General features: G+C 53.8%; 10 protein-coding genes, 6 tRNA genes, 3 rRNA genes and 1 pseudogene. All 20 read left to right on the top strand.

Translation table 11 applies throughout. The features are described from left to right. Positions 1 to 307 precede the first annotated feature (307 nt). The 20 genes and pseudogenes from ACZ89R_RS14920 to rpoB all read left to right on the top strand — a co-directional run bounded on the left by ACZ89R_RS14920 (position 308) and on the right by rpoB (position 17,288). Positions 308 to 1,846: ribosomal RNA gene (locus ACZ89R_RS14920) — 16S ribosomal RNA — on the top strand. Between the two features lie 123 nt (positions 1,847 to 1,969). Further along, a tRNA-Ile gene (locus tag ACZ89R_RS14915) sits at positions 1,970 to 2,046 on the top strand. A gap of 10 nt (positions 2,047 to 2,056) precedes the next feature. Beyond that, positions 2,057 to 2,132, top strand: a tRNA-Ala gene (locus tag ACZ89R_RS14910). A gap of 230 nt (positions 2,133 to 2,362) precedes the next feature. Then, positions 2,363 to 5,254: ribosomal RNA gene (locus ACZ89R_RS14905) — 23S ribosomal RNA — on the top strand. A 160-nt stretch (positions 5,255 to 5,414) separates the two neighbouring features. Further along, positions 5,415 to 5,530: ribosomal RNA gene (gene rrf, locus ACZ89R_RS14900) — 5S ribosomal RNA — on the top strand. The 16S, 23S and 5S rRNA genes sit together here with 2 tRNA genes alongside, the layout of an rRNA operon. Positions 5,531 to 5,666: 136 nt before the next feature. Further along, a complete protein-coding gene (gene birA / locus ACZ89R_RS14895; RefSeq protein ID WP_218398907.1) occupies positions 5,667 to 6,626 on the top strand; it encodes a bifunctional biotin--[acetyl-CoA-carboxylase] ligase/biotin operon repressor BirA in 960 nt (319 codons plus the stop codon). Next, on the top strand, positions 6,616 to 7,365 hold the full coding sequence (locus ACZ89R_RS14890) for a pantothenate kinase (protein ID WP_429545391.1): 750 nt from the start codon (positions 6,616 to 6,618) through the stop codon (positions 7,363 to 7,365). Before birA ends, ACZ89R_RS14890 begins: the two co-directional genes overlap by 11 nt. A gap of 7 nt (positions 7,366 to 7,372) precedes the next feature. After that, complete coding sequence (locus ACZ89R_RS14885; protein ID WP_429545392.1) at positions 7,373 to 7,813, top strand: hypothetical protein; 441 nt, start codon at positions 7,373 to 7,375, stop codon at positions 7,811 to 7,813. Positions 7,814 to 7,955: 142 nt separating this feature from the next. Further along, positions 7,956 to 8,040, top strand: a tRNA-Tyr gene (locus ACZ89R_RS14880). A 24-nt stretch (positions 8,041 to 8,064) separates the two neighbouring features. Continuing rightward, a tRNA-Gly gene (locus tag ACZ89R_RS14875) sits at positions 8,065 to 8,138 on the top strand. A 26-nt stretch (positions 8,139 to 8,164) separates the two neighbouring features. Continuing rightward, positions 8,165 to 8,240, top strand: a tRNA-Thr gene (locus ACZ89R_RS14870). An 84-nt stretch (positions 8,241 to 8,324) separates the two neighbouring features. Continuing rightward, positions 8,325 to 9,518: an elongation factor Tu gene (gene tuf, locus ACZ89R_RS14865; protein WP_007896619.1), complete on the top strand. Its 1,194-nt coding sequence runs from the start codon at positions 8,325 to 8,327 to the stop codon at positions 9,516 to 9,518. A gap of 53 nt (positions 9,519 to 9,571) precedes the next feature. Beyond that, a tRNA-Trp gene (locus tag ACZ89R_RS14860) sits at positions 9,572 to 9,647 on the top strand. A 45-nt stretch (positions 9,648 to 9,692) separates the two neighbouring features. Then, positions 9,693 to 10,061, top strand: coding sequence for a preprotein translocase subunit SecE (gene secE / locus ACZ89R_RS14855; RefSeq protein ID WP_192345266.1), 369 nt, complete (start codon positions 9,693 to 9,695; stop codon positions 10,059 to 10,061). 9 nt (positions 10,062 to 10,070) lie between these two features. Beyond that, positions 10,071 to 10,604, top strand: coding sequence for a transcription termination/antitermination protein NusG (gene nusG, locus ACZ89R_RS14850; RefSeq protein ID WP_007896622.1), 534 nt, complete (start codon positions 10,071 to 10,073; stop codon positions 10,602 to 10,604). A gap of 117 nt (positions 10,605 to 10,721) precedes the next feature. After that, a complete protein-coding gene (rplK, locus tag ACZ89R_RS14845; protein WP_008008888.1) occupies positions 10,722 to 11,153 on the top strand; it encodes a 50S ribosomal protein L11 in 432 nt (143 codons plus the stop codon). Next, positions 11,153 to 11,848 (top strand): 50S ribosomal protein L1, encoded by a 696-nt coding sequence (gene rplA / locus ACZ89R_RS14840; protein ID WP_007896626.1) that lies wholly within the window; start codon positions 11,153 to 11,155, stop codon positions 11,846 to 11,848. Before rplK ends, rplA begins: the two co-directional genes overlap by 1 nt. A 198-nt stretch (positions 11,849 to 12,046) precedes the next feature. Then, complete coding sequence (gene rplJ, locus ACZ89R_RS14835) at positions 12,047 to 12,547, top strand: 50S ribosomal protein L10 (protein ID WP_007896629.1); 501 nt, start codon at positions 12,047 to 12,049, stop codon at positions 12,545 to 12,547. A gap of 80 nt (positions 12,548 to 12,627) precedes the next feature. After that, positions 12,628 to 12,993, top strand: coding sequence for a 50S ribosomal protein L7/L12 (gene rplL, locus ACZ89R_RS14830; protein WP_008073881.1), 366 nt, complete (start codon positions 12,628 to 12,630; stop codon positions 12,991 to 12,993). Between the two features lie 220 nt (positions 12,994 to 13,213). Next, a pseudogene (gene rpoB / locus ACZ89R_RS14825) lies at positions 13,214 to 17,288 on the top strand (DNA-directed RNA polymerase subunit beta). Positions 17,289 to 17,349: the final 61 nt, after the last annotated feature.

Raw genomic sequence — 17,349 nt, 5'->3', positions numbered from 1 at the left:
CTAACGAGAGATCGGAAGCGCAAGTGGTTGAAGTTGTTGAAGATTCCCAAGCGAAACTTTGAAAACTTCTGAGAATAACCGCTTGACAGTGACAGAGGCTGCTGTAGAATGCGCGCCTCGGTTGAGACGAAAGATCTTAACCAACCGCTCTTTAACAACTGAATCAAGCAATTCGTGTGGGTGCTTGTGGGGTCAGACTGATAGTCAACAAGATTATCAGCATCACAAGTTACTCCGCGAGAAATCAAAGATGTAACCAACGATTGCTGAGCCAAGTTTAGGGTTTCTTAAAAACCCAAAGATGTTTGAACTGAAGAGTTTGATCATGGCTCAGATTGAACGCTGGCGGCAGGCCTAACACATGCAAGTCGAGCGGCAGCACGGGTACTTGTACCTGGTGGCGAGCGGCGGACGGGTGAGTAATGCCTAGGAATCTGCCTGGTAGTGGGGGATAACGCTCGGAAACGGACGCTAATACCGCATACGTCCTACGGGAGAAAGCAGGGGACCTTCGGGCCTTGCGCTATCAGATGAGCCTAGGTCGGATTAGCTAGTTGGTGAGGTAATGGCTCACCAAGGCGACGATCCGTAACTGGTCTGAGAGGATGATCAGTCACACTGGAACTGAGACACGGTCCAGACTCCTACGGGAGGCAGCAGTGGGGAATATTGGACAATGGGCGAAAGCCTGATCCAGCCATGCCGCGTGTGTGAAGAAGGTCTTCGGATTGTAAAGCACTTTAAGTTGGGAGGAAGGGCAGTTACCTAATACGTAATTGTTTTGACGTTACCGACAGAATAAGCACCGGCTAACTCTGTGCCAGCAGCCGCGGTAATACAGAGGGTGCAAGCGTTAATCGGAATTACTGGGCGTAAAGCGCGCGTAGGTGGTTCGTTAAGTTGGATGTGAAATCCCCGGGCTCAACCTGGGAACTGCATTCAAAACTGACGAGCTAGAGTATGGTAGAGGGTGGTGGAATTTCCTGTGTAGCGGTGAAATGCGTAGATATAGGAAGGAACACCAGTGGCGAAGGCGACCACCTGGACTGATACTGACACTGAGGTGCGAAAGCGTGGGGAGCAAACAGGATTAGATACCCTGGTAGTCCACGCCGTAAACGATGTCAACTAGCCGTTGGGAGCCTTGAGCTCTTAGTGGCGCAGCTAACGCATTAAGTTGACCGCCTGGGGAGTACGGCCGCAAGGTTAAAACTCAAATGAATTGACGGGGGCCCGCACAAGCGGTGGAGCATGTGGTTTAATTCGAAGCAACGCGAAGAACCTTACCAGGCCTTGACATCCAATGAACTTTCCAGAGATGGATTGGTGCCTTCGGGAACATTGAGACAGGTGCTGCATGGCTGTCGTCAGCTCGTGTCGTGAGATGTTGGGTTAAGTCCCGTAACGAGCGCAACCCTTGTCCTTAGTTACCAGCACGTGATGGTGGGCACTCTAAGGAGACTGCCGGTGACAAGCCGGAGGAAGGTGGGGATGACGTCAAGTCATCATGGCCCTTACGGCCTGGGCTACACACGTGCTACAATGGTCGGTACAGAGGGTTGCCAAGCCGCGAGGTGGAGCTAATCCCAGAAAACCGATCGTAGTCCGGATCGCAGTCTGCAACTCGACTGCGTGAAGTCGGAATCGCTAGTAATCGCGAATCAGAATGTCGCGGTGAATACGTTCCCGGGCCTTGTACACACCGCCCGTCACACCATGGGAGTGGGTTGCACCAGAAGTAGCTAGTCTAACCTTCGGGAGGACGGTTACCACGGTGTGATTCATGACTGGGGTGAAGTCGTAACAAGGTAGCCGTAGGGGAACCTGCGGCTGGATCACCTCCTTAATCGACGACATCAGCTGCTCCATAAGTTCCCACACGAATTGCTTGATTCATTGAAGAAGACGATAGAAGCAGCTTTAAGCTCCAAGCTGATAGCTCAACGCTAACAGTTACAAGCTCGAAATTGGGTCTGTAGCTCAGTTGGTTAGAGCGCACCCCTGATAAGGGTGAGGTCGGCAGTTCGAATCTGCCCAGACCCACCAATTTTGTTATGGGGCCATAGCTCAGCTGGGAGAGCGCCTGCCTTGCACGCAGGAGGTCAGCGGTTCGATCCCGCTTGGCTCCACCATAAACTGCTTCGACACGTTTGAGAGTTTAGAAATGAATATTCCGCTGTGAATATTGATTTCTAGTCTTTTGATTAGATCGTTCTTTAAAAATTTGGGTATGTGATAGAAAGATAGACTGGACGTTACTTTCACTGGTAACGGATCAGGCTAAGGTAAAATTTGTGAGTTTAATCGCGAATTTTCGGCGAATGTCGTCTTCACAGTATAACCAGATTGCTTGGGGTTATATGGTCAAGTGAAGAAGCGCATACGGTGGATGCCTTGGCAGTCAGAGGCGATGAAAGACGTGGTAGCCTGCGAAAAGCTTCGGGGAGTCGGCAAACAGACTTTGATCCGGAGATGTCTGAATGGGGGAACCCACCTAACATAAGTTAGGTATCTTAAGCTGAATACATAGGCTTAAGAAGCGAACCAGGGGAACTGAAACATCTAAGTACCCTGAGGAAAAGAAATCAACCGAGATTCCCTTAGTAGTGGCGAGCGAACGGGGACTAGCCCTTAAGTGGCTTTGAGATTAGCGGAACGCTCTGGAAAGTGCGGCCATAGTGGGTGATAGCCCTGTACGCGAAAATCTCTTGGCCATGAAATCGAGTAGGACGGAGCACGAGAAACTTTGTCTGAATATGGGGGGACCATCCTCCAAGGCTAAATACTACTGACTGACCGATAGTGAACTAGTACCGTGAGGGAAAGGCGAAAAGAACCCCGGAGAGGGGAGTGAAATAGATCCTGAAACCGTATGCGTACAAGCAGTGGGAGCCCACTTTGTTGGGTGACTGCGTACCTTTTGTATAATGGGTCAGCGACTTATTTTCAGTGGCGAGCTTAACCGAATAGGGGAGGCGTAGCGAAAGCGAGTCTTAATAGGGCGTCTAGTCGCTGGGAATAGACCCGAAACCGGGCGATCTATCCATGGGCAGGTTGAAGGTTGGGTAACACTAACTGGAGGACCGAACCGACTACCGTTGAAAAGTTAGCGGATGACCTGTGGATCGGAGTGAAAGGCTAATCAAGCTCGGAGATAGCTGGTTCTCCTCGAAAGCTATTTAGGTAGCGCCTCATGTATCACTGTAGGGGGTAGAGCACTGTTTCGGCTAGGGGGTCATCCCGACTTACCAAACCGATGCAAACTCCGAATACCTACAAGTGCCGAGCATGGGAGACACACGGCGGGTGCTAACGTCCGTCGTGAAAAGGGAAACAACCCAGACCGTCAGCTAAGGTCCCAAAGTTATGGTTAAGTGGGAAACGATGTGGGAAGGCTTAGACAGCTAGGAGGTTGGCTTAGAAGCAGCCACCCTTTAAAGAAAGCGTAATAGCTCACTAGTCGAGTCGGCCTGCGCGGAAGATGTAACGGGGCTCAAACCATACACCGAAGCTACGGGTATCACTTAGGTGATGCGGTAGAGGAGCGTTCTGTAAGCCTGTGAAGGTGAGTTGAGAAGCTTGCTGGAGGTATCAGAAGTGCGAATGCTGACATGAGTAACGACAATGGGTGTGAAAAACACCCACGCCGAAAGACCAAGGTTTCCTGCGCAACGTTAATCGACGCAGGGTTAGTCGGTCCCTAAGGCGAGGCTGAAAAGCGTAGTCGATGGAAAACAGGTTAATATTCCTGTACTTCTGGTTATTGCGATGGAGGGACGGAGAAGGCTAGGCCAGCTTGGCGTTGGTTGTCCAAGTTTAAGGTGGTAGGCTGGAATCTTAGGTAAATCCGGGATTCTAAGGCCGAGAGCTGATGACGAGTGTTCTTTTAGAACACGAAGTGGTTGATGCCATGCTTCCAAGAAAAGCTTCTAAGCTTCAGGTAACCAGGAACCGTACCCCAAACCGACACAGGTGGTTGGGTAGAGAATACCAAGGCGCTTGAGAGAACTCGGGTGAAGGAACTAGGCAAAATGGCACCGTAACTTCGGGAGAAGGTGCGCCGGTGAGGGTGAAGCATTTACTGCGTAAGCCCACGCCGGTCGAAGATACCAGGCCGCTGCGACTGTTTATTAAAAACACAGCACTCTGCAAACACGAAAGTGGACGTATAGGGTGTGACGCCTGCCCGGTGCCGGAAGGTTAATTGATGGGGTTAGCTAACGCGAAGCTCTTGATCGAAGCCCCGGTAAACGGCGGCCGTAACTATAACGGTCCTAAGGTAGCGAAATTCCTTGTCGGGTAAGTTCCGACCTGCACGAATGGCGTAACGATGGCGGCGCTGTCTCCACCCGAGACTCAGTGAAATTGAAATCGCTGTGAAGATGCAGTGTATCCGCGGCTAGACGGAAAGACCCCGTGAACCTTTACTATAGCTTTGCACTGGACTTTGAATTTGCTTGTGTAGGATAGGTGGGAGGCTTTGAAGCGTGGACGCCAGTTCGCGTGGAGCCAACCTTGAAATACCACCCTGGCAACTTTGAGGTTCTAACTCAGGTCCGTTATCCGGATCGAGGACAGTGTATGGTGGGTAGTTTGACTGGGGCGGTCTCCTCCTAAAGAGTAACGGAGGAGTACGAAGGTGCGCTCAGACCGGTCGGAAATCGGTCGTAGAGTATAAAGGCAAAAGCGCGCTTGACTGCGAGACAGACACGTCGAGCAGGTACGAAAGTAGGTCTTAGTGATCCGGTGGTTCTGTATGGAAGGGCCATCGCTCAACGGATAAAAGGTACTCCGGGGATAACAGGCTGATACCGCCCAAGAGTTCATATCGACGGCGGTGTTTGGCACCTCGATGTCGGCTCATCACATCCTGGGGCTGAAGCCGGTCCCAAGGGTATGGCTGTTCGCCATTTAAAGTGGTACGCGAGCTGGGTTTAGAACGTCGTGAGACAGTTCGGTCCCTATCTGCCGTGGACGTTTGAGATTTGAGAGGGGCTGCTCCTAGTACGAGAGGACCGGAGTGGACGAACCTCTGGTGTTCCGGTTGTCACGCCAGTGGCATTGCCGGGTAGCTATGTTCGGAATAGATAACCGCTGAAAGCATCTAAGCGGGAAACTAGCCTCAAGATGAGATCTCACTGGGACCTTGAGTCCCCTGAAGGGCCGTCGAAGACTACGACGTTGATAGGTTGGGTGTGTAAGCGCTGTGAGGCGTTGAGCTAACCAATACTAATTGCCCGTGAGGCTTGACCATATAACACCCAAGCAATTTGCTGACCTGAAGAGGCACCAGATTGCGGTGTGTGAAGACGAACCGAACCGAAAGTTTGTGACACTCACAAAACACCAAACTATCGCATACCCATTCGCTGGAGCGTGAACCCGCAAGGGCCCACGACCTGGCTACCGAATTTCTTGACGACCATAGAGCATTGGAACCACCTGATCCCATCCCGAACTCAGCAGTGAAACGATGCATCGCCGATGGTAGTGTGGGGTTTCCCCATGTGAGAGTAGGTCATCGTCAAGATTAAATTCCGAAACCCCTATCTGCGTATGCAGGTAGGGGTTTTGTTTTGTCCGCAGGAAAATCTCGCTTGTAGGGTTTCTATGCAACAGCCCGGGGCATGGATATCATGCGGGCCTCATTGTGAGGCGAGACTTGCATGCTGACGTTGTTAAAGCTTCTTAAGGATGGTCGATTCCATTCGGGCCAAGCCCTGGGTGCTGCCTTGGGCGTCAGTCGTAGCGCTGTATGGAAGCAACTTCAGCACCTGGAAGCTGAACTCGGTTTATCCATTCACAAAGTGCGCGGTCGCGGCTATCAACTAGCTGCGCCATTGACACTGCTTGATCCTGCGGAAATAAGCGCGCAGGCGCCTTCTTGTGAGTGGCCCATTCTAGTCTTCGACTCAATTGACTCCACCAACGCTGAAGCCTTGCGCGCTATCGAGCGTGGCCAGCCTGCGCCATTTCTGGTGCTCGCTGAGCGGCAAACGGCCGGTCGTGGACGGCGTGGGCGCAAATGGGTCAGCCCATTCGCGGAAAACATCTATTACAGTCTGGTGCTGCGTATTGATGGTGGGATGCGGCAGCTGGAGGGCTTGAGTCTTGTTGTCGGGCTTGCCGTAATGCAGGCCTTGCGAGAGCTTGGTGTCTCGGGTGTGGGGTTGAAGTGGCCGAATGATGTTCTGGTGGGGCAGCAAAAAATTGCTGGAATACTGCTCGAGTTGGTGGGGGATCCTGCTGATGTGTGTCACGTGGTGATCGGTGTCGGAATAAATGTGAACATGCAGATGACCGATGAGGTTGATCAGCAATGGACGTCCATGCGCCTCGAGTCGGGTAAGGCAGTTGATCGCAATCATCTGGTTGCGGAGTTAGGGTTGATGCTCCAGGCCTATTTAAATCGCCACCAGGCCGGCGGGTTTTCGGCTATCCAGGCGGAGTGGGAGCAAAATCATCTATGGCAGGGGCGGGCGGTATCGTTGATTGCCGGTGTGAGTCAGATAGATGGGGAGGTGCTGGGTATCGATAGTCAGGGTGCCTTGCGCTTGAAGGTGAATGGTGTGGAGAAGGTCTTTAGTGGTGGCGAGCTCAGCCTGAGGTTGCGTGATGATTCTTGAGCTCGATTGTGGAAACAGTTTCATCAAATGGCGTGTGCTCGGCGAGGATGTCCGGCGGGTGATTGGCGAGGGGGTCGTTGATACAGATCTCGCATTGCTGGAGAGCTTGAGAGGGCTCAAGGGGCTCGCTCTCATGAATTGTCGTTTGGTTAGTGTCAGAACCGCCGAAGAAACCAGTGCACTGATTTCTCTGTTGGCCGAGGCTTTTGGCGTTTCCGTCGTGTGCGCGGCACCGGCTCGGGAGATGTCCGGGGTTCGAAATGGCTATGAGGAGTTCGAGCGGCTAGGGCTCGATCGCTGGCTCGCAATACTCGGAGGATTTCATCTGGCTTCGGGTGCTTGTCTGGTGCTCGACTTTGGTACGGCTGTTACGGCTGACTTTATTGCAGGGGGTGGTGAGCATCTCGGAGGATTTATCTGTCCGGGGATGCCTTTGATGCGCAACCAGCTGCGTACCCATACCCGTAGAATTCGCTATGGAGATCTTGCTGCCGAGCGCGCTTTGGAGAGTCTTGTTCCTGGGCGTACAACCGTCGAGGCGGTCGAGCGAGGTTGTTTGCTAATGTTGAGAGGGTTTGTCCTGACTCAGCTAGAGTTGGCGCGCAGCTACTGGGGAGAAGATTTCGCAGTCTTCCTGACTGGAGGGGATGCTGATCTGGTCTCCGAGATTGTGCCCGAGGCCAGGGTGGTTCCGGACCTGGTATTTGTAGGTTTGGCGATGGCGTGTCCCTTGTCCTGAGGTATTTATGCGTTGGTTGTTCCTGCTGTTGCTTGTTCTCAATGTGTTCTATTACGTCTGGCACCAACAGGAGGCTCCGCTTCGCGCGAAGGATGTAACGCCCTTGAGTTTGTATCGCGGCTCGCAGCAGGATATTCGTTTGTTGAGCGAGGCGACGGATACGGCTCGAGACAAAGGAAAATCCACGCAGGCGGATAGCAGTTGTCTCTATCTGGGAGGTTCTGCTCGACAGGACGTCGCCCAGGTAATCGAGCGTCGATTGAGTGACATGGGTATCAGGTTTCAGTCCTTGCCGAAGGATCTCCCCGAATATGCTGGTTACTGGGTGCGCATAGCCCCGGAAAGCCGGCGTTTGCTGGGTGACTCGCAGTTGCAAAACCTTTCTAAAGAATTCAATGAGTTAAAACATAAAATAATGCCGTGCGAGGGGGTTGCACCCGTCGAATAGTTTGCATAGAATGGCGCCCGCTTCGCAGTGAAGACCTTTAGCGGTCAGCAGTGTGGCGCGAGGTCAACGCAGCTAACCTCAGGTTTTTAATGAGAAAATGCTTGACAGAAGGCTGGCATGATATAGAATGCCGGCTCGCTTAGGAGGGGTTCCCGAGCGGCCAAAGGGATCAGACTGTAAATCTGACGTCTACGACTTCGAAGGTTCGAATCCTTCCCCCTCCACCATTTTTAGCGAGAGCTGCAAGCTCCGCGGGTATAGTTTAGTGGTAGAACCTCAGCCTTCCAAGCTGATGATGCGGGTTCGATTCCCGCTACCCGCTCCAAGTTTGCAGGTCCTGCAAAGTGTTACGCTCTTGTAGCTCAGTTGGTAGAGCACACCCTTGGTAAGGGTGAGGTCAGCGGTTCAAATCCGCTCAAGAGCTCCATATAACAAGGCAGATATGAAAATATCTGCCTTTGTTTTAATGGCTGATAGTACTTGCTTAATTCTTCTGCTAGGGGTGATTTCGATGGCTAAGGAAAAGTTCGAACGTAACAAGCCGCACGTCAACGTTGGCACCATTGGTCACGTAGACCATGGCAAGACGACCTTGACCGCCGCTCTGACCCGCGTCTGCTCCGAAGTGTTCGGTTCGGCAAAGGTTGACTTCGACAAGATCGATAGCGCCCCAGAAGAAAAAGCTCGTGGTATCACCATTAATACTGCTCACGTTGAGTACGATTCGGCTGTGCGTCACTACGCACATGTTGACTGTCCAGGTCACGCCGACTACGTAAAAAACATGATTACCGGTGCTGCGCAGATGGACGGTGCGATTCTGGTTTGCTCGGCCGCTGATGGTCCGATGCCGCAAACCCGTGAGCATATCCTGTTGTCCCGTCAGGTTGGCGTTCCGTACATCGTTGTCTTCCTGAACAAGGCTGACATGGTTGACGACGCTGAGTTGCTGGAGCTGGTTGAGATGGAAGTGCGCGATCTGCTGAGCACTTACGATTTCCCAGGTGATGACACTCCGATCATCATTGGTTCGGCGCTGATGGCGTTGAATGGTCAAGACGACAACGAGATGGGTACTACTGCCGTCAAGAAGTTGGTCGAGACTCTGGATAGCTATATTCCGCAGCCTGAGCGTGCTATCGATAAGCCGTTCCTGATGCCGATCGAGGATGTGTTCTCGATCTCTGGTCGCGGTACTGTTGTGACTGGTCGTGTTGAGCGTGGCATTGTCCGCATTCAGGAAGAAGTTGAGATTGTTGGTCTTCGTGACACTGTCAAAACTACTTGCACTGGTGTTGAAATGTTCCGCAAGCTGCTCGACGAAGGTCGGGCGGGTGAGAACTGCGGTGTTTTGCTGCGTGGTACCAAGCGTGATGATGTTGAGCGTGGCCAGGTTCTGGTCAAGCCCGGCACTGTCAAGCCGCATACCAAGTTCACTGCTGAGGTTTACGTTCTGAGTAAGGAAGAAGGCGGTCGTCACACTCCGTTCTTCAAGGGCTACCGTCCACAGTTCTACTTCCGTACAACTGACGTGACTGGTAACTGTGAGCTGCCAGAAGGTGTTGAAATGGTGATGCCGGGTGATAACGTTCAAATGACCGTTACCCTGATCAAAACCATCGCGATGGAAGATGGTCTGCGTTTCGCTATCCGTGAGGGCGGTCGTACCGTCGGCGCTGGTGTCGTAGCAAAAGTCATCGAGTAATTTGTTGTAATGTCTTTTTCGGGCCGGCATAATGGTCGGCCTGATTTTGTTTTAGGTCAGTAGCTCAATTGGCAGAGCGACGGTCTCCAAAACCGTAGGTTGGGGGTTCGATTCCCTCCTGACCTGCCAGATTCACTTGGTGTGTCTGGCTTTCTTTTCACAGGATCTTCATAGATGACTCCTAAAGCTGAAGCTCAAGGCTCTCGCTTCGATCTGCTCAAGTGGCTAGTAGTAGTCGCTTTGGTGGTTGTTGGCGTTGTTGGCAATCAGTATTACTCTGCTTCGCCGATCCTGTACCGCGTACTTGCTTTGCTTGTCATTGCTGTTGTAGCTGCCTTTGTAGGCCTGCAGACAGTCAAGGGCAAGTCTTTCTTTGTACTGGTTAAGGAAGCTCGCACCGAGATTCGTAAAGTCGTATGGCCAACTCGCCAAGAAACCACGCAGACCACGCTGATTGTTGTGGCTGTTGTCCTGGTTATGGCGTTGCTGTTGTGGGGGCTTGATTCCCTGCTCGGCTGGCTTGTTTCCTTGATTGTCGGCTAAGGGTGTCCCGTGGCTAAGCGTTGGTACGTTGTGCATGCTTACTCCGGTTACGAGAAGCATGTCATGCGCTCGTTGGTAGAGCGCGTAAAGCTGGCTGGCATGGAAGATGGCTTTGGCGAAATTCTGGTTCCCACTGAAGAAGTGGTTGAAATGCGTAATGGCCAGAAACGCAAAAGCGAGCGCAAGTTCTTCCCGGGTTATGTGCTGGTCCAGATGGACATGAACGAGGGTACTTGGCACTTGGTCAAGGATACTCCTCGGGTGATGGGTTTCATCGGCGGTACTGCTGATAAGCCTGCGCCGATCACTGATAAAGAGGCAGAAGCGATTCTGCGTCGCGTTGCTGATGGTAGCGACAAGCCGAAGCCGAAGACGTTGTTCGAGCCGGGTGAGTCGGTACGTGTCAATGACGGGCCGTTTGCTGATTTTACTGGCACGGTTGAAGAAGTTAACTACGAGAAGAGCCGGATCCAGGTGGCAGTGCTCATTTTCGGTCGCTCTACTCCGGTAGAGCTAGAGTTCAGCCAGGTCGAAAAGGTCTAGCTGAGCAAGCATCCCAACCCCGCAGCCCTAGGCTGTGGGGTTTTGTCGTCACTGGGATAAACGCGCAAGTAACCGGGGAGCCTTACGAGGCGTTCGAACCCGTAATTGGAGTGCCTCATGGCCAAGAAGATTACCGCTTACATCAAGCTGCAAGTGAAGGCCGCTCAGGCTAACCCAAGTCCACCTGTTGGTCCTGCTCTGGGTCAGCACGGCGTGAACATCATGGAATTCTGCAAGGCTTTCAACGCCCGTACTCAGGGTATTGAGCCAGGTCTGCCGACTCCAGTGATCATCACTGTCTACAGCGACCGTAGCTTCACTTTCGAAACCAAATCCACACCTGCTTCGGTTCTGCTGAAGAAGGCTGCTGGTCTGACTAGCGGTTCCGCTCGTCCGAACACCGTTAAGGTTGGCACCGTGACCCGTGCTCAGCTGGAAGAAATCGCGAAAACCAAAAACGCGGATCTGACTGCAGCTGATATGGAAGCAGCCGTGCGTACTATCGCCGGTTCTGCTCGTAGCATGGGCCTTAACGTGGAGGGTGTGTAATGGCTAAGTTGACCAAGCGTCAAAAGGCTATCGCCGGCAAAATCGAAGCAGGCAAGTCCTACAACTTTGTAGACGCTGCTGCTTTGCTGGCTGAGCTGTCGACTGTCAAGTTCAGCGAGTCGTTCGACGTTGCTGTGAACCTGGGTGTTGACCCGCGTAAATCCGACCAGGTCGTTCGTAGCGCTACCGTGCTGCCACACGGCACTGGCAAGACTGTTCGCGTTGCTGTGTTCACCCAGGGTCCAGCTGCCGAGGCTGCTCTGGCTGCCGGCGCTGACCGTGTAGGTATGGACGACCTGGCTGCCGAAATGAAAGGCGGCGACCTGAACTATGACGTAGTTATCGCATCCCCGGATGCCATGCGCGTTGTTGGTCAGTTGGGTCAGATCCTGGGCCCACGCGGCCTGATGCCTAACCCTAAAGTCGGCACTGTAACTCCAGACGTAGCTACCGCGGTTAAAAACGCCAAGGCTGGTCAGGTTCGTTATCGCACCGACAAAAACGGCATCATCCACACCTCCGTTGGCAAAGTCGGCTTCGATGCCGTCAAGCTGAAGGAAAACGTTGAAGCCCTGATCGCTGATCTGAAGCGTATCAAGCCAGCTTCCTCGAAAGGTATTTACGTCAAGCGCGTTACCCTGAGCACCACCATGGGTCCAGGTCTGGTCATCGACCAAGGCTCGCTCGACGCGTAAGACACAGGTTGGCGCAAGCGATTGCGCCAATTGAAAGATTGGGGTCCCTGCCTGGCGGGGGCTATCCAAGACCGTAGGCGACGCAAGTCTTAAACCTCAAGCCTACGCAGATGGTGCTCCCGGTTCCTTACCGAATCAGACACCAAAACGACATCCGGCTTCGGTTGGATGAAACGGTAACAAGCAGGAGTTAAACCCGTGGCAATTAAACTCGAAGACAAGAAGGCCATCGTCGCTGAAGTCAACGAGGCTGCCAATGTTGCCCTGTCTGCTGTTGTGGCTGATGCCCGCGGCGTGACAGTTGGCGCTATGACCGGACTCCGTAAAGAGGCTCGTGAAGCTGGCGTTTACGTACGTGTTGTACGTAACACCCTGCTCAAGCGCGCCGTTGCTGGCACTCAATATGACGTGCTCAACGACGTGTTCACCGGCCCGACCTTGATTGCATTTTCGAAAGAACATCCGGGCGCTGCTGCTCGTATCTTCAAAGAATTCGCAAAAGGTCAGGATAAGTTCGAGATCAAGGCAGCTGCGTTCGAGGGCAAGTTCCTCGCAGCTAATCAGATCGACGTACTGGCAAGTCTGCCGACCCGTGACGAAGCAATTTCTCAGCTGATGAGCGTGATTCAAGGCGCAACCAGCAAATTGGCTCGTACTCTGGCGGCCCTTCGCGACCAGAAAGAAGCTGCCGCAGCCTAAGGCTGAGCGACTCCTTTCAGCGTTTATTGTTTATTTCGATGGCCGCGTAGGCTGTCACCCCAATACAGGAATTTATAGTCATGTCTCTGACTAACGACCAAATCATCGAAGCAATCGGCGAAAAATCCGTTCTGGAAATCGTTGAGCTGATCAAGGCCATGGAAGAGAAGTTCGGCGTTTCCGCTGCCGCTGCTTCCGCTGGTCCAGCTGCTGTTGCTGCCGTTGTTGAAGAACAAACTGAATTCAACGTCATGCTGACCGAAGCTGGCGAGAAGAAAGTTAACGTGATCAAGGCAGTACGTGAACTGACCGGTCTGGGCCTGAAAGAAGCCAAGGCTGTAGTTGACGGCGCTCCTGCCATGGTTCTGGAAGCTGTTTCGAAAGACGCAGCTGACAAAGCCAAAGCAACTCTGGAAGAAGCAGGCGCTAAAGTCGAGCTGAAGTAAGCATCGACTTTGCACCTCCAGCCCGAGCGTTAAGCGAAAGGCTGATGGCTGGTGGCTCTTGCCACCGGCCTTTTTCCGTTATTGGCAGCCGACTGGGTCGGTGCTGATAACGAGCTGTAACCACCCGATGCGGTGGCGCAAACCATGGGGTTTGCACGATTTTCTGGCTGCTCCCGTCGGGAGGGGCCAAACAAGCAGGTGACCAAGCTGGGGAACGCTGATGGCTTACTCATATACTGAGAAAAAACGTATCCGCAAGGACTTTAGCAAGTTGCCGGACGTCATGGATGTGCCGTACCTCCTGGCCATCCAGCTGGATTCGTATCGTGAATTCTTGCAAGCGGGAGCGACTAAAGATCAGTTCCGCGACGTGGGCCTGCATGCGGCCTTCAAATCCGTTTTCCCGATCATCAGCTACTCCGGCAATGCTGCGCTGGAGTACGTCGGTTATCGCCTGGGCGAACCGGCATTTGATGTCAAAGAATGCGTATTGCGCGGTGTAACTTACGCCGTACCTTTGCGGGTAAAAGTGCGCCTGATCATTTTCGACAAAGAATCGTCGAACAAAGCGATCAAGGACATCAAAGAGCAAGAAGTCTACATGGGTGAAATCCCCCTGATGACTGAAAACGGTACCTTCGTAATCAACGGTACCGAGCGTGTAATCGTTTCCCAGCTGCACCGTTCCCCGGGCGTGTTCTTCGACCACGACCGTGGCAAGACGCACAGCTCCGGCAAACTGCTGTACTCCGCGCGCATCATTCCTTACCGCGGTTCGTGGCTGGACTTCGAGTTCGACCCGAAAGACTGCGTGTTCGTGCGTATCGACCGTCGTCGCAAGCTGCCTGCATCGGTACTGCTGCGCGCGCTGGGCTATACCACTGAAGAAGTGCTGGACGCGTTCTACACCACCAACGTCTTCCACGTGCAAGGTGAAAACCTCAGCCTGGAACTGGTGCCTCAGCGCCTGCGTGGTGAAATTGCTGTCCTGGATATCCTGGATGACAAAGGCAAGGTTATTGTCGAGCAAGGTCGTCGTATCACTGCTCGTCACATCAACCAGCTGGAAAAAGCAGGGATCAAAGAGCTGCAGGTGCCTCTGGACTACGTCCTGGGTCGCACTACAGCCAAGGTCATCGTGCATCCGGCAACCGGCGAAATCCTGGCAGAGTGCAATACCGAGCTGAACACCGAAATCCTGGCGAAAATCGCCAAGGCTCAGGTTGTTCGCATCGAAACTCTGTATACCAACGATATCGACTGCGGTCCGTTCGTCTCCGACACTCTGAAGATCGACTCCACCAGCAACCAGTTGGAAGCGCTGGTCGAGATCTATCGCATGATGCGTCCTGGCGAGCCGCCAACCAAAGACGCTGCCGAGACCCTGTTCAACAACCTGTTCTTCAGCCCTGAGCGCTATGACCTGTCTGCGGTCGGCCGGATGAAGTTCAACCGTCGTATCGGTCGTACCGAGATCGAAGGTTCGGGCGTGTTGTGCAAGGAAGACATCGTCGCGGTACTGAAGACTCTGGTCGACATCCGTAACGGTAAAGGCATCGTCGATGACATCGACCACCTGGGTAACCGTCGTGTTCGCTGCGTAGGCGAAATGGCCGAGAACCAGTTCCGCGTTGGCCTGGTACGTGTTGAGCGTGCGGTCAAAGAGCGTCTGTCGATGGCTGAAAGCGAAGGCCTGATGCCGCAAGACCTGATCAACGCCAAGCCAGTGGCTGCGGCGGTGAAAGAGTTCTTCGGTTCCAGCCAGCTTTCCCAGTTCATGGACCAGAACAACCCGCTGTCCGAGATCACCCACAAGCGTCGTGTTTCTGCACTCGGCCCTGGCGGTTTGACTCGTGAGCGTGCTGGCTTTGAAGTGCGTGACGTACACCCGACTCACTACGGTCGTGTATGCCCGATTGAAACGCCGGAAGGTCCGAACATCGGTCTGATCAACTCCTTGGCTGCCTATGCGCGCACCAACCAGTACGGCTTCCTTGAGAGCCCGTACCGTGTGGTGAAAGACGCTCTGGTCACCGACGAGATCGTGTTCCTGTCCGCCATCGAAGAGGCTGATCACGTGATCGCTCAGGCTTCAGCCACGATGAACGACAAGAAAGTCCTGATCGACGAGCTGGTGGCTGTTCGTCACTTGAACGAGTTCACCGTCAAGGCGCCGGAAGACGTCACCTTGATGGACGTATCGCCGAAGCAGGTAGTTTCGGTTGCAGCGTCGCTGATCCCGTTCCTCGAGCACGACGACGCCAACCGTGCGTTGATGGGTTCGAACATGCAGCGTCAAGCTGTACCAACCCTGCGCGCTGACAAGCCGCTGGTCGGTACCGGCATGGAACGTAACGTAGCCCGTGACTCCGGCGTTTGCGTCGTGGCTCGTCGTGGCGGCGTGATCGACTCCGTCGACGCCAGCCGTATTGTGGTTCGTGTTGCTGATGATGAAGTTGAAACCGGCGAAGCTGGTGTCGACATCTACAACCTGACCAAGTACACCCGCTCCAACCAGAACACCTGCATCAACCAGCGTCCGCTGGTGAGCAAGGGTGATCGGGTTCAGCGCAGCGACATCATGGCCGACGGTCCGTCCACCGATATGGGTGAACTGGCTCTGGGTCAGAACATGCGTATCGCGTTCATGGCATGGAACGGCTTCAACTTCGAAGACTCCATCTGCCTGTCCGAGCGTGTTGTTCAGGAAGACCGTTTCACCACGATCCACATTCAGGAACTGACCTGTGTGGCGCGTGACACCAAGCTTGGGCCAGAGGAAATCACTGCAGACATCCCGAACGTGGGTGAAGCTGCACTGAACAAACTGGACGAAGCCGGTATCGTTTACGTAGGTGCTGAAGTTGGCGCAGGCGACATCCTGGTTGGTAAGGTCACTCCGAAAGGCGAGACCCAACTGACTCCGGAAGAAAAACTGCTGCGTGCCATCTTCGGTGAAAAAGCCAGCGACGTTAAAGACACTTCCCTGCGTGTGCCTACCGGCACCAAAGGTACTGTCATCGACGTACAGGTCTTCACCCGTGACGGCGTTGAGCGTGATGCTCGTGCGCTGTCGATCGAGAAGACTCAACTCGACGAGATCCGTAAGGATCTGAACGAAGAGTTCCGTATTGTTGAAGGGCGCCACTTTCGAACGTCTGCGTTCCGCTCTGGTCGGCCACAAAGCCGAAGGCGGCGCCGGTCTGAAGAAAGGTCAGGAAATCACCGACGAAGTTCTCGACGGCCTTGAGCATGGTCAGTGGTTCAAACTGCGCATGGCTGAAGATGCTCTGAACGAGCAGCTCGAGAAGGCTCAGGCCTACATCGTTGATCGCCGCCGTCTGCTGGACGACAAGTTCGAAGACAAGAAGCGCAAACTGCAGCAGGGCGATGACCTGGCTCCAGGCGTGCTGAAAATCGTCAAGGTTTACCTGGCAATCCGTCGTCGCATCCAGCCGGGCGACAAGATGGCCGGTCGTCACGGTAACAAGGGTGTGGTCTCCGTGATCATGCCGGTTGAAGACATGCCGCACGATGCCAATGGCACCCCGGTCGACGTCGTCCTCAACCCGTTGGGCGTACCTTCGCGTATGAACGTTGGTCAGATCCTTGAAACCCACCTGGGCCTCGCGGCCAAAGGTCTGGGTGAGAAGATCAACCGGATGGTAGAAGAGCAGCGTAAAGTTGCTGAGCTTCGCACCTTCCTGGACGAGATCTACAACCAGATCGGCGGTCGTAACGAAGATCTGGATAGCTTCTCCGACCAGGAAATCCTGGATCTGGCGAAGAACCTGCGTGGCGGCGTACCAATGGCCACTCCAGTGTTCGACGGCGCCAAGGAAAGCGAAATCAAGGCCATGCTGAAACTGGCAGACCTGCCAGAAAGCGGCCAGATGCAGCTGACCGACGGCCGTACCGGCAACAAGTTCGAGCGCCCGGTTACTGTTGGCTACATGTACATGCTGAAGCTGAACCACTTGGTAGACGACAAGATGCACGCTCGTTCTACCGGTTCGTACAGCCTGGTTACCCAGCAGCCGCTGGGTGGTAAGGCACAGTTCGGTGGTCAGCGTTTCGGGGAGATGGAGGTCTGGGCACTGGAAGCATACGGTGCTGCTTACACTCTGCAAGAAATGCTCACAGTGAAGTCGGACGATGTGAACGGTCGGACCAAGATGTACAAAAACATCGTGGACGGCGATCACCGTATGGAGCCGGGCATGCCCGAGTCCTTCAACGTGTTGATCAAAGAAATTCGTTCCCTCGGCATCGATATCGATCTGGAAACCGAATAACACGTGACGCGAATCGAGAGCGGGGCAGGATTGCCCGCTCTCTGCTCCGCCAGGAGGAAAG

The organism is Pseudomonas sp. TE3728 (assembly GCF_056279145.1).
Note: the sequence above shows the minus strand (reverse complement) of the source record. Positions and strands in the feature narration are given on the sequence as shown.

Excerpts from the sequence above, each read along its gene's own strand:
- birA (WP_218398907.1), top strand. The coding sequence starts at position 5,667 with ATGCTGACGTTGTTAAAGCTTCTTAAGGATGGTCGATTCCATTCGGGC.
- ACZ89R_RS14890 (WP_429545391.1), top strand. The coding sequence starts at position 6,616 with ATGATTCTTGAGCTCGATTGTGGAAACAGTTTCATCAAATGGCGTGTG.
- ACZ89R_RS14885 (WP_429545392.1), top strand. The coding sequence starts at position 7,373 with ATGCGTTGGTTGTTCCTGCTGTTGCTTGTTCTCAATGTGTTCTATTAC.
- tuf (WP_007896619.1), top strand. The coding sequence starts at position 8,325 with ATGGCTAAGGAAAAGTTCGAACGTAACAAGCCGCACGTCAACGTTGGC.
- secE (WP_192345266.1), top strand. The coding sequence starts at position 9,693 with ATGACTCCTAAAGCTGAAGCTCAAGGCTCTCGCTTCGATCTGCTCAAG.
- rplK (WP_008008888.1), top strand. The coding sequence starts at position 10,722 with ATGGCCAAGAAGATTACCGCTTACATCAAGCTGCAAGTGAAGGCCGCT.
- rplA (WP_007896626.1), top strand. The coding sequence starts at position 11,153 with ATGGCTAAGTTGACCAAGCGTCAAAAGGCTATCGCCGGCAAAATCGAA.
- rplL (WP_008073881.1), top strand. The coding sequence starts at position 12,628 with ATGTCTCTGACTAACGACCAAATCATCGAAGCAATCGGCGAAAAATCC.